The sequence below is a fragment of the Rothia sp. ZJ1223 genome (assembly GCF_016900985.1).
GTDB lineage: Bacteria > Actinomycetota > Actinomycetes > Actinomycetales > Micrococcaceae > Rothia.
Genome location: NZ_JAFEUT010000001.1, coordinates 248,759 through 261,143 on the forward strand (window position 1 = coordinate 248,759; position 12,385 = coordinate 261,143).

The 12,385-nt window shown below is 53.6% G+C and carries 9 protein-coding genes; 2 read left to right on the forward strand and 7 right to left on the reverse strand.

Annotated features, from left to right (window positions below; translation table 11 throughout):
* The first annotated feature begins 14 nt into the window (after nucleotides 1-14).
* On the forward strand, nucleotides 15-1,376 hold the full coding sequence (locus tag JTP09_RS01125; RefSeq protein WP_204876120.1) for an MFS transporter: 1,362 nt from the start codon (nucleotides 15-17) through the stop codon (nucleotides 1,374-1,376).
* Nucleotides 1,377-1,458: 82 nt separating this feature from the next.
* On the opposite strand, the gene JTP09_RS01130 is transcribed toward JTP09_RS01125, so the two are convergent.
* From JTP09_RS01130 to coaE, 6 genes are all read right to left on the reverse strand, one after another.
* Complete coding sequence (locus tag JTP09_RS01130) at nucleotides 1,459-2,661, reverse strand: TerC family protein (protein WP_204876122.1); 1,203 nt, start codon at nucleotides 2,659-2,661, stop codon at nucleotides 1,459-1,461.
* A 305-nt stretch (nucleotides 2,662-2,966) separates the two neighbouring features.
* A complete protein-coding gene (locus tag JTP09_RS01135) occupies nucleotides 2,967-3,749 on the reverse strand; it encodes a hypothetical protein (RefSeq protein WP_204876124.1) in 783 nt (260 codons plus the stop codon).
* 475 nt (nucleotides 3,750-4,224) lie between these two features.
* Entirely contained in the window at nucleotides 4,225-4,347 is a 123-nt protein-coding gene (locus JTP09_RS10255; protein ID WP_204876126.1) for a TM2 domain-containing protein, read from the reverse strand.
* A gap of 158 nt (nucleotides 4,348-4,505) precedes the next feature.
* Entirely contained in the window at nucleotides 4,506-6,659 is a 2,154-nt protein-coding gene (uvrB, locus tag JTP09_RS01145) for an excinuclease ABC subunit UvrB (RefSeq protein ID WP_204876128.1), read from the reverse strand.
* A 632-nt stretch (nucleotides 6,660-7,291) separates the two neighbouring features.
* On the reverse strand, nucleotides 7,292-9,154 hold the full coding sequence (locus JTP09_RS01150; protein ID WP_204876130.1) for a BCCT family transporter: 1,863 nt from the start codon (nucleotides 9,152-9,154) through the stop codon (nucleotides 7,292-7,294).
* A gap of 142 nt (nucleotides 9,155-9,296) precedes the next feature.
* Nucleotides 9,297-9,911 carry a dephospho-CoA kinase gene (gene coaE / locus JTP09_RS01155; protein ID WP_370592460.1) on the reverse strand — a complete coding sequence of 205 codons (615 nt, stop codon included), beginning with the start codon at nucleotides 9,909-9,911 and terminating at the stop codon, nucleotides 9,297-9,299.
* A 90-nt stretch (nucleotides 9,912-10,001) separates the two neighbouring features.
* Between coaE and JTP09_RS01160 the strand changes: the two genes are divergently transcribed.
* A complete protein-coding gene (locus JTP09_RS01160) occupies nucleotides 10,002-10,685 on the forward strand; it encodes a YigZ family protein (RefSeq protein ID WP_204876132.1) in 684 nt (227 codons plus the stop codon).
* A gap of 129 nt (nucleotides 10,686-10,814) precedes the next feature.
* Here JTP09_RS01160 and rpsA read toward each other — a convergent pair whose 3' ends face one another.
* Nucleotides 10,815-12,290 (reverse strand): 30S ribosomal protein S1, encoded by a 1,476-nt coding sequence (rpsA, locus tag JTP09_RS01165; RefSeq protein ID WP_204876134.1) that lies wholly within the window; start codon nucleotides 12,288-12,290, stop codon nucleotides 10,815-10,817.
* Nucleotides 12,291-12,385: the final 95 nt, after the last annotated feature.

Consider the following 12,385-nt stretch of genomic DNA (forward strand, 5'->3'; position numbering starts at 1 on the left):
CTAGATAGGGTGTTGTGAGAGCGCAAATTACCGGAGCCAGCACCCGCTTATCCCGCAAACCCCGCATACCCTTACTTCTGGGCGCCCAAACCGCCTTTAACCTCAGCTTTTACGCAGTGGTTCCTTTTATCGCCCTGGTGCTGGCACAAAAATTTGAGCTGAGTGCCACCGCAGTCGGTATGGTTCTCGGCATCCGAACCTTCGCCCAACAGGGCATGTTTCTTGTGGGCGGCGCCCTCGCAGATTACTTCGGTGGACGCCGAATATTTTTGGTCGGCATCACGGTGCGCGTTCTCGGTTTCACCGCGCTAGCTCTCGGCACCGCTGTAACAAGCACAATCCCAGGGGTAGCCCTCGCCATATTCGTAGCGGGCACTGTATTCACCGGCTTAGGTGGGGCGCTCTTCTCTCCCGCCCTTAATCTTTACATTGCCCAGGCAGACCAACAACGCGCCGCTGAGGGAACAACCGCCGTCAACGGGCGTACCACTCTTTTCGCCTGGCTTAACGTCACCGGCGAGATAGGAGCGGTGCTCGGTCCCTTACTCGGCTACTCACTGATTGATCACGGCTTCACCTTGGTCGCTGTGGTAGGCGCAGCAGTCTTTATCCTGCTGTGGGGCATCTTCTGGTTCTTACTCCCCGATACCCAACAGGACGCGTCCGGTGACGTGTCCATATCCACGGCAGGTTCAACACCAGGTGGGGTTCTCGCGCAAAGCTCAATGATCTTTTCGCGCATACTCGCCGTGGTCAAAAACCGGGGTTTTACCCGTTTTGCAGCCCTGCATTCGGTCGACCTTTTCTGCTACAACCAGCTCTACTTTGCGCTACCGCTGATAGCCGCAGCTGTGCAAGATTCCCACAAAGTGTTAGCAGCAGCTTTTGCCGCAATATCTGTTGTGGTGCTGGTAGGTCAGGTGCCAATTTCTTATCTTTCGAGTAAGTTTAGTGTTGCCACCACGCTCAGGGTTGGTTACTGTATCAGCGCCTTGGGCCTGCTCATCCTCGGTGCGGCGCAGTGGAATACAGCTGATACTGCTCCGGTGTTCCTTGAGTCAATCGGCAGCCCAACGCTGATTATCACCGGTGCTCTGTTAATTGGAGCCGGGCACTTATTGGTTTCCCCGCAAGCGCTGAGCCATGTTTCTATCCACACCCCAACCCACGCCAAAGCTGCCTACCTCGGTTTCATTGCCACCTGCGGCGGTATTGCCGTGCTACTGGGCAACTTCGTGGTGGGTAGTGTTCTGGATATCGTTGCAGATGCTTTTCCCGCAGCTCAGCCTCTGGTATGGGTTGCTGCTGCACTAGTCATCACGCTAGCAGCTAGCCTGCAGCGTCCGCTCAACCACCGAGATTTCGACCTTCAATAACCTGCATACCCCTTGAAAAGGACGCCATAAGAACTGCCCCGGCTCTCCTCAGGAGATGCCCCGGGGCAGTATCTTTTACCGCTTATGCGTTGCGGTGAGCGGCATGAGCGCCGCGAGCACGATCCACAAGATCGTGGTATTCGCTTTCTGATTCAATCAGCTCATCGCGGTACTTCTGAGGAATGCGCTTGGACTTTTCCAACTCATTGTTGAGCTTCATGGAAAGTTCGTGGCGCTGCGCCTCGGGAGCGTTATCGGGTAGGTTCAGGTACTCTTCTGAGTACTTCTGGACGCGCTGGATGGTTGCCAGTGCCTTACCCTTGGGCGAGTAAAGCGATGCGAGAACAGTAATCATGAGAACACCGATAATAACTGCTAGCGACAGTTCGATACCGACCTCTGCAACGTGTACGGGTTCTCCATTGTTAATGAAGGGCAGGGTGTTTTCGTGCAGTGCGTGCAGAATCAGCTTGACACCGATGAAGGCAAGGATGAGCGCCAGACCCCAGGAGAGGTAGATCAGGCGGTCAAGCAGACCGTCAATCAAGAAGTAGAGCTGACGCAGGCCCATGAGGGAGAATGCGGTAGCAGTGAAAACGATGTAGCTTTCCTGGGTCAAACCGAAGATTGCGGGAATTGAATCTAGTGCGAAGAGGACGTCGGTACCGCCGATTGCTACCATGACCAGCAGCATGGGGGTCATGACCTTCTTACCGTTTTCTACGGTGAAGAGCTTATCGCCATCGTAGTAGTCGGTGGTGTGGAACATCTTTTTGGCGAGGCGCACGATGAAGTTGTTGGCTTCATCCTCGCCCTCTTCAGAGTCGGTAACTTCACCCTTGAGCAGGTTTCCTGCGGTCAGTAGCAAGATGATACCGAAGATGTAGAAAACCCAGCTCCAGCGTTCAATGGCAGCAGCACCTAAGAAGATGAAGATGGAGCGGGCAATCATCGCGAAGATAATGCCGAAGAGCAGTACTTTCTGCTGGTCAGCGCGCGGCACCTTGAAGGACGCCATAATGATGAGGAAGACGAAGAGGTTATCAACGCTCAGGGCCTTTTCGGTGATGTAACCACCGTAGTACTCAGCACCGTAGCGTGGACCGTCGAAGAACCAAATCACTAGACCAAAGAGCAGGGCGATGCCGATGTAGATGGCAGACCATACCGCTGCTTCTTTAATGGTGGGTTCATGTGCTTTACGCACATGGAAGAAGAAGTCGTACGCGAGTAGACCAAGAATAAATACCAGGGTAAGAATCCACTGGAGCCCAGAAATTTCCATGGGAGCCTTTCTTGTGGGATTGATAGGACAATGACCACAAGTCTCTCCCACCTGCTTATAGCAGGTACCATTCCGGAGTGACTTCCTTGGCTCTCGTGATGACGAAATGGTGTTGGCGGGGTACTCCCTTGCTCGTGCAACTACTTTACAGCAAAAGAAGTTTCGCCTGTGCAAGAGGTAGGTGTGAGTATCTCCATAGACACGCGCGTCATGACGTGAGATGGCAAAGCGCCGCCCCGTAACTTCTCTCAAGTGCGCGGCGGCGCGTTCTCAATGCCAGCTGCAGGCTCTATTACAGGGGGTCTCTAGAAAGTTTGGAAGGATGCGGTTACTTCATCGGCTACCTGCTGGGCTCGTTCCGGAGTTGCAGCAGTGACCGTGACGATTGAGGTCGCGGTACTGCCTGTTACCGGAACAAAGACGAAGACACCGTGCAGTTCTTTACCGTTTTTGGATGTGGTGTAGGTAGTGTGCTGAACCTTGCCCACCGGTGAGTCTTTCTCCACGAAGCCTGTAAAGTTCGCGCCCGATGCTTGGGTGTGCTGTCGTGCCAGTTCCTCGCTCACTCCACCCGCCACGGTATAGTCAGGCACCTGAATATTCACGTTTACTGCCTGGTCACCAGCTACGGGGGCAACCGCTATAGCATCTAGCTCAGTGAAAAATGTTTGCAGTTTCTGTGCGTCGAGGTTCATCTCAGGTGGCAACTGGGCAACAATCTCTTGCACCTGATCAGGGGTCTGCTGGGCATGAAATTCAGCCCAGTCACCGGGCACAGCAAATGACACGGCATTCGCCTGTGACGCTACAACTTTATGCCCTTCGGGTATCACGGGGGAAGGAAGCGCTGGTTCAGGTGGTGCGGTTTCCTCGGGTGTAGGTTCAGGTGCCGGCCCTTCCGTCATTTCGGGAGTGGGCTCAACTGTAGGTTCAGGGGTGGGGGTTGGTGCCACTGATGGGGTTGAGCTGCTGGATGCAGCGGACGACGGCGCAACTACAGGTTCTTGCGGTGTGCTGCACCCTGCAACAAGACCTAAGACTAGGGCTAAACCTGTTAGGCTGATGGAATTTTTCTGTGTTTTGTTCATGGTTGACAAACCCTCACTTAAAACTATTGAGAATCTCAGATTACCGCGCGCCCGTGTCTAATTTGGAATTTTGTGGGGGCGAACAAGACGCCATTAAATAAAAAAGAAGCGAGATCCTGATAACGCTGTCGCTTCTCAATAATAATTAGGCGTTAGGACGATCTTTCTGAACGTTAGTGGATTCGGGGCACAAGTGTTCTCAACAGGCTTGTACTGCTGAATCTGAGGAGCAGCAGTCTCATGAGACTACTCAGGACGCGCTACCGGGTTCTCCTGCTGTGCCACAGGTGCCACGGGCTGAGCGTTCGGAGAGATATGAGCTGCCATAGGCTGCTGGTGCGTGAAAAGCTAATCAATTACACCATAACGAGTAAGGATTTCACGCTGTTTTCTGGCATTAATCTGATGCAAACGACCGTTGATGAAGAAGGCATCAATCAGTAGATACCAGGGGGCATCATCCAGTTGAACAAAGTCATGCAATTGCATACTTGATATCACCTAGGTAATAACGGTATCCGCCCAAACCACCGGTGAAAAACCACAGAACCCAAGCAACTGTGGTGTTCTTTTTCTCGTTATCGTATGCCTTTTGCACAGCAACTAGCCGCGAAGCGTTATCAGTCGTGTGTTTTATCTTTCATCAAGTAAGACCGATGTGCAGGTTAGTCACCGGCACACAAAGCATTGCCCTAGCAAAGGTCCCCATATTTGATGACAGGGGCTCAGTCAAGGGTTGTGAAAATGCACGCTATATTAAGCGTGCCCTGCCGCCTGCATCTGCCGCAGTTCCTTTTTAAGATCCCCAATTTCGTCGCGCAAACGCCCGGCAAGTTCGAATTTGAGCTCTTCGGCTGCCTGCATCATCTGGGCATGCATGTTCTCAATGAGATCCATCAACTCTTCGGCACCTTCAGATGCCAGCCCGTCGGCGCGAACTCTCTCGCCCCGCGCCAAGAGGGCATCTGCTTCGGGTGAGGACGCCTGCTGGTCCTTGGCTTTTTTCGCGGCGGTTTGAACGGGTGCGGTTTTCTTACCCGCGCCCTTGCGCATCTTCAGCAGCTCTTGGGTGTCTTCGTCCTCGCGCGCAAGCTGGTCAGTAATATCGGCAATCTTCTTACGCAGTGGCTGCGGATCAACACCGTGTTTCTTGTTGTATGCCTGCTGAATCTCACGACGGCGGTTGGTCTCGTCAATAGCGGTCTGCATTGAATCGGTGATTTTGTCAGCGTACATGTGTACCTGACCTGAGACGTTTCGGGCAGCTCGACCGATGGTCTGAATCAATGACGTAGTGGAGCGCAAGAACCCCTGTTTGTCCGCGTCCAAAATAGCAACCAGCGAAACCTCAGGAAGATCAAGCCCCTCTCGTAGCAGGTTGATACCCACCAGCACGTCGAAGACGCCCAAACGCAGTTCGCGCAGCAGTTCAACGCGGCGCAGGGTATCAACATCCGAGTGCAGGTACTGAACTTTGATCCCGTGCTCAGTGAGGTAGTCAGTCAGATCCTCAGCCATGCGCTTAGTGAGGGTGGTGACCAGTACACGTTCATCGCGTTCGGTGCGGATGCGTACCTCATCCAGTAGGTCATCAATCTGACCGGTAGTGGGTTTAACGATGATCTCGGGGTCAATCAAACCGGTGGGGCGAATAATCTGCTCCACTACCCCATCAGCCTGCGAAAGCTCATACTTGCCAGGGGTTGCCGAGAGATAAACGGTCTGCCCAATGCGCTCTAAGAACTCGCCCCACTTCAGCGGGCGGTTATCCATCGCAGAAGGCAGGCGGAAGCCGTGTTCTACCAGGGTGCGCTTACGGCTCATATCGCCCTCGTACATGGCACCGATCTGCGGAATCGTTACATGGGATTCATCGACAATGAGCAAGAAATCATCGGGAAAGTAATCCAGCAAACAGTGCGGAGCGCTACCTGCTGCGCGTCCATCAATGTGCTGTGAATAGTTCTCAATGCCGTTGCAGTAACCCATCTGCTCCATCATCTCCAGGTCATACTGGGTACGCATGCGCAGACGCTGGGCTTCAAGCAGCTTGTTCTGGGACTCTAGTTCTTTAAGTCGTTCCTGGGTTTCGTGTTCGATGGATGCAATGGCACGCTTCATGCGCTCGGCACCGGCAACGTAATGGGAGGCGGGAAAAACGTACATCTCGTTCTCTTCGCGAATGATGTTGCCTGTCAGCGGGTGAAGGGTGTAAATCGCTTCAATCTCATCGCCAAAGAACTCAATGCGGATCGCGTGTTCTTCGTACATGGGAATAATTTCTACGGTGTCCCCACGTACGCGGAAGGTTCCGCGGTGAAAGTCCATGTCGTTGCGTACATACTGCATCTGTACGAACTGACGCAGCAGGGCATCGCGGTCCATTTCCTGGCCGCGTTCGAGGGTTACCATCTGCTCAACGTACTCTTCAGGAGTACCCAAGCCGTAAATACACGAAACGGTAGCTACGACCACCACATCACGGCGGGTGAGCAGGGCGTTGGTTGCCGAGTGGCGCAGCCGTTCGACTTCCTCGTTGATCGAAGAATCCTTCTCGATGAAAGTATCGGTCTGCGGTACGTAAGCCTCGGGTTGGTAGTAGTCGTAGTAGGAGACGAAGTACTCTACCGCGTTATTGGGTAGAAGCTCCCGTAACTCGTTAGCAAGCTGCGCCGCTAGGGTTTTATTTTGCACCATTACCAGGGTGGGACGCTGCAGTTTTTCAATAAGCCATGCAGAGGTTGCTGATTTACCCGTACCTGTAGCACCCATGAGCACTACGTCTTTTTCGCCGTTCTGGATGCGCTCGGTCAGCTCCGCGATTGCCTGCGGCTGGTCACCTGCGGGCTGGTACTCAGAGATAACTTCAAAGGGGGCAACAACGCGTTTGATTTCTTTGGCAAGGCTCATGCTTTTAAGATTAGTCCCCGCGCCCTACCCGTGAAAGCACCTACGCTACTGGAAGAATTAGCGCACACGCATCCACCTGTGCCTATACCCGAATACACAAAAGGTCTCCCCGGTGCATCACCGGAGAGGGCATATATTTTAGGGTTTGGCTATTGACAATCCATACCCAGCATGTTCGGCAGTGCAGAAAGGAACTGTAAGGCGGTGAAGATGAACCATAGCAAGAACGTTAAACAGCACCGAGACCCAGGGCTACGACTGCAGGTAGGCAAGTATTTCGGGGGGTACCGGGAGTGAGTCTGGGTGCATCTTGGCAGCCAGGTCAGCGCCCACACCGCTCATGAGGAGGGTAACGACAAGGTACCCCGGTACCAGCAGTAGGGCTCCTCACCACTTGGGGCCTTTGTAAAGGTCAGTAGTCCACGAAGCAGTTGAATCTTTGAAGACGGTGCAGAAGGCCTATCAAAATCTTTTTCGTAAAAATAGGTATGTATCAAGTAGTTTTCACTAGCAAAACGGCAAACCCGCCCTTCGCCCACCTGAAACGGGGCGAGGAGCGGGTCTGCGCTGTATTTAATTTAGTTCCTCAGGAGCAGAGCAGGTCTTGAGTACCCTACTCCCTGCGGGAGGGGTTAGGCTCCTCGGCGTGAACCGGTGGGCTTACCCGTGTTGGGATCAATTTGCACAGCGTCCATTGAATCGGTGCTGATGAACTCGTGGGTGGCGAACTTGCCAGCAGGCGCTCCAGCAATCGTCTTCTCCTGAGCATCCTGAGCAATTTCGTCAGCGGTGACAATGCGAATCTGACCGGTATTAGGTACCAGGGATTCAAATTCTGGTTCAGTACCGACTTCGTACTCCGGACGCATCACGACATCTTCAACGGATGAGATATCTTCTTGAGCACGGCGGTGGTATTCCTCAATGGGCAAGACGCGCTTCCACTGGCGGGTGCGCATCGGAGGCAGCTCACCGGCGTCCTCACGAACGCCTCGCACAATCATCCACATCTGCAGGTAGCCCAGTGCCAACACGGGCAGACCAATCACGATAATAACGTTCTGCAGTGCTTTGAGCCCATTATCGCCAGCGGAGACCAAGATGATGGCACAGACCATGCCGATGGCAAGTGCCCAGAATACGCGCTGACGGCGGGGTGCTTCGTCCTCATGACCGTTGGACATTGAATCCATCACCAGGGCTGCGGAGTCAATGGAGGTAACGAAGAAAAGGGTAATAACAATCAGGGTAACAACCGCTACGATCTGGTAGGCAGGGAAGTGACCGAGGAACTCAAAGAGTGCGGCAGGAATATCGCCTTCCTCAACAACGCGCTGAATCAAAGTGCCATTCTCGTTGCGTTCAATGTTGAATGCCGAGAAACCGAAGACGCCAAGCCACAACATGGTGAATAATGAAGGACCAGAAATTGCAGCCACGATGAACTGGCGAATGGTGCGACCTTGTGAAATCTTAGCGATGAACAAGCCAACGAAGGGTGCCCAGGTGATAGTCCATGCCCAGTAAAAGACAGTCCATGAACCGATCCAGCCGGTATCATTGAGCGCATCGTTGAAGAACAGCATAACGGGCAGTTTCTGGAAGAAGTAACCCGCAGACTCGATGGTGCCGGTGATGATGTAGCGTGAAGCGCCAGCCATCAAGATGAAGAGCATCAGGGCGATTGCCAGCAGAATATTGACGTAAGAAATCATCTTCACGCCCTTGTCCATACCAGCAACAACGGAGGCAATACCGGTAGCGGTGATGACAGCAATGATGATTGCCTGAACCCAGCCTTCCACCGGCACACCGTACATGATGTTCATGCCCGAGTTGATCTGCAGGGCACCCATACCGACCGAAACGGCGATACCGAAAACGGTTGAGATAATAGCAATGGAGTCAATGGCTTTACCGATTGGGCCGTGAATGCCATCACCCAGAAGGGGCTGGAATACAGAAGAAACGCGCGGGGGTAGCTTGCGCTTGTAGGTAAAGTAACCAAAAGCTAGACCGGGAACCACAAGAATAATCCACACGCCCAAACCAATGTGCAGGTTTGAAATAGCAAGCGAATCAAGAATTGCCTCGTTGCTCAAAGGCTCAACGCCCTCATAGGGCGGGTTAGCGTAGTGGCTGATAGGTTCAGCGGCACCCCAGAAGAGCAGCACCGCACCCACACCGGCAGCAAACATCATGCCAAACCAGGCAAGACCTGAATATTCGGGGTCTGCATCATCATCGCCCAACTTGATACGACCAAAACGGCTGACCGCCATGTAGACCAAGAAAATAGCGAAGATGGCAACGCCCAAAACGTAGAACCAACCCAGGTACTCAATGATGAAAGACGACATGATGCCGAAACTATCGCCCACCTCGGTGGGGAACGCCGCCATCGCGAGGGTAAAAATTAGAACGAATCCGGCTGAAAGAAAGAAAATAGCGGGACTGGTTCGCAGCCCCAAACGATCGTGTATCTTGTGAATCACGGTGTTATCCCTGTGGCACGTGTGTGACCCGCACCGGCATGACCACGGTGGCGCAGGCTCACCCCATCTTATTAAAGGTGACGTGCCATCATAGTCAAATTCCCTAGCTGATATCCAGCGCTTCACAAGCCTTAGGGCACTCTTATGACCCAGCTGTCTTCAACTCTTGAATTTTTAGCCAGATTTGTTCAACCTGCCCGCGAGTTTGCTCAATGTTACCGCTGTTATCAAGCACCCAGGTAGCTATCGCCCGACGCTGACTATCGCTTGCCTGGGCGTTCATGCGTACACGCGCATCAGCCTCGCTCATACCGCGTATACCCACTAGGCGCTGCACACGCACCTCGGGGTCTGCCTCAACGACAATAACCGCGTCAAAACGATCAGCCTGACCGGTTTCGGTGAGCAGTGGTATGTCTTCCACGATAATGCCGCTAAAGTCCGGGGTTTGTTGAGCGTAATCTGCGATGCGGGCTGATTCCTCACGCACTGCCGGGTGTACTATGGCGTTGAGCTTTTCACGAGCCGCCGCGTCCTTGAAAATAATCTCAGCCAAGGCTGCCCTGTTCAGGCTACCATCGGGGTGAAGAATGGAGTTACCGAAGGTTTCTGCTGTTTGGGTAAGGACGCGATGCCCCGGCTGCATCAGCTGACGAGAGATAGCATCAGCGTCGATAACCGTGGCCCCCTGTTCCTCTAGTATCTTCGCCACTGTTGATTTACCCGAACCAATTCCACCGGTAAGCCCTAGCCGCACGCTTTTCTCCTTTGAGCCGTGTACTCGTATTCCCCCATTCTGCCACGCTCCTCCGTAGCTAACGCGCTGGGGCGTAGAATGAGAATCAATATGACTGAAGAAACTCGCGCCACTCGCTACACCGTTATTTCCCACCGTGAACCAGTTGAATCTCTACTTGAGATTAAAAGAAGCGAGTTCATTGGGCACGTCAAACGCGTAGAATCCGAGGCAGAGGCCCGCCAATACATTGAATCTCTACGTAAGGTTTACCATAATGCACGGCACGTATGCTCGGCTTTTGTTATCGGAGCCGATCGGGAGATTCAACGTTCATCTGACGACGGCGAGCCAGCTGGTACAGCGGGTATCCCCATGCTTCAAGCCCTGTTGTCGCGCCGCGCCCACCACTCAGAGGGCACCGAGGCAACTGATCTCTCTGATATCTGTGCCGTGGTGGTGCGTTACTTTGGGGGCATCAAACTGGGCGCTGGCGGGTTAGTACGTGCCTATACGGACGCGGTGGTTCAGGTTCTCGACGAGGCTCCCCTGGTGACCCGCCAGCGACTGCGTCTGGGTGAGATCATTATCAGCCACGCTGATGCAGGGCGCTTCGAGAACGACTTACGCTCCCACGGTTTTACCGTCATAGGTACCGACTATCTTTCAGCCCACGCCGTTGTTCGCATCGGTGTTGCTGATGAAGATCAGAACAAAGAGAAAGCAAACGAACAGGTAGCTGCGCTCTCTGCCGGTTCAGCAACCGTCACTTGGACAACCACCGAGTGGGTGTAGTTCTCTCCCTGGTAACATCTCGATGTTCCGGGGATCAGGCTGATGCCTGGCCCAGATACAACAAAAGACCCCACCTTCTTAGGTGGGATCTTTTGTGAGCTAGAAGCTAGGCTTTCATCCTATAAGGGATTAGTTGCCGGTCAGCTTCTTACGCAGTTCAGCAAGTGCCTCGTCTGATGCAAGGGTACCTGACTCAGCAGCCTTGTCGTCTGATGAGTATGAGGTGGGTGCTGCTTCTGCGGGTGCTGAAGATGATGAGGATGCGGGCGCTGCTGCAGCTGCTTCTGCGTCTGCTTCAATTGCCTTAGCAACCTGTACCTTGTGAGCTTCCCAGCGAGCCTGAGCGTCAGCGTACTGCTGCTCCCATGCTGCACGCTGGGTTTCGAAACCTTCGAGCCATTCGTTGGTCTCGGGGTCGAAGCCCTCGGGGTACTTGTAGTTGCCCTCTTCGTCGTATTCTGCTGCCATGCCGTACAGAGCGGGATCGAATTCGGTTGACTCGGGGTCAACGCCTTCGTTTGCCTGCTTGAGTGACAGTGAGATGCGGCGGCGATCGAGATCGATGTCGATAACCTTGACGAACAGTTCGTCGTTCACTGAAACAACCTGCTCAGCCAGATCTACGTGGCGAACAGCAAGTTCTGAGATGTGAACGAGGCCTTCGATGCCGTCTTCAACGCGTACGAATGCGCCGAAGGGAACAAGCTTGGTAACCTTACCGGGCACGACCTGACCGAGAGCGTGGGTGCGCGCGAAGGTCTGCCAAGGATCTTCCTGGGTTGCCTTGAGTGACAGTGAAACGCGTTCGCGATCCAGGTCAACTTCAAGAACCTCTACGGTTACTTCCTGACCTACTTCAACAACCTCTGAGGGGTGGTCGATGTGCTTCCATGACAGTTCTGATACGTGTACCAGACCGTCTACGCCGCCAAGGTCCACGAATGCACCGAAGTTGACGATTGAGGAAACAACGCCTGAGCGAACCTGACCCTTTTCGAGCTGGTTGAGGAAGGTTGAGCGAACCTCTGACTGGGTCTGCTCGAGCCATGCACGGCGTGACAGAACAACGTTGTTGCGGTTCTTGTCGAGCTCGATAATCTTCGCTTCGATTTCCTGACCGATGTAGGGTGCCAAGTCACGAACGCGACGCATTTCAACGAGTGAAGCGGGGAGGAAGCCGCGCAGACCGATGTCGAGGATAAGACCACCCTTGACAACTTCGATGACGGTACCGGTAACAACACCGTCGTTTTCCTTGATCTGCTCGATGTCGCCCCAGGCGCGTTCGTACTGTGCGCGCTTCTTGGAGAGAATCAGGCGACCTTCTTTGTCTTCTTTGGTGAGGACAAGAGCTTCAACTTCGTCACCAACGGAAACAACTTCGCCGGGATCTACGTCGTGCTTGATGGAAAGTTCACGTGAGGGAATAACGCCTTCGGTCTTGTAACCGATGTCGAGAAGAACCTCATCGTGGTCTACCTTGACAACTTCACCTGAGACGAGATCGCCGTCGTTGAAGTACTTGATGGTTGCATCGACTGCTGCGAGGAAGTCTTCTTCAGTTCCGATGTCGTTGATTGCAACCTGAGGAGTGTTGGTGCTCAATGTAAAGGGCTCCAATATGGATAGATATGGTTAGTCAGTACAGTCGGCTTATTGCACAGGCGGACGCGGAAATCTTGGGTTTGAAAGCTCAAGAC

Excerpts from the sequence above, each read along its gene's own strand:
- JTP09_RS01130 (WP_204876122.1), bottom strand. The coding sequence starts at position 2,661 with ATGGAAATTTCTGGGCTCCAGTGGATTCTTACCCTGGTATTTATTCTT.
- JTP09_RS01160 (WP_204876132.1), top strand. The coding sequence starts at position 10,002 with ATGACTGAAGAAACTCGCGCCACTCGCTACACCGTTATTTCCCACCGT.
- uvrB (WP_204876128.1), bottom strand. The coding sequence starts at position 6,659 with ATGAGCCTTGCCAAAGAAATCAAACGCGTTGTTGCCCCCTTTGAAGTT.
- JTP09_RS01135 (WP_204876124.1), bottom strand. The coding sequence starts at position 3,749 with ATGAACAAAACACAGAAAAATTCCATCAGCCTAACAGGTTTAGCCCTA.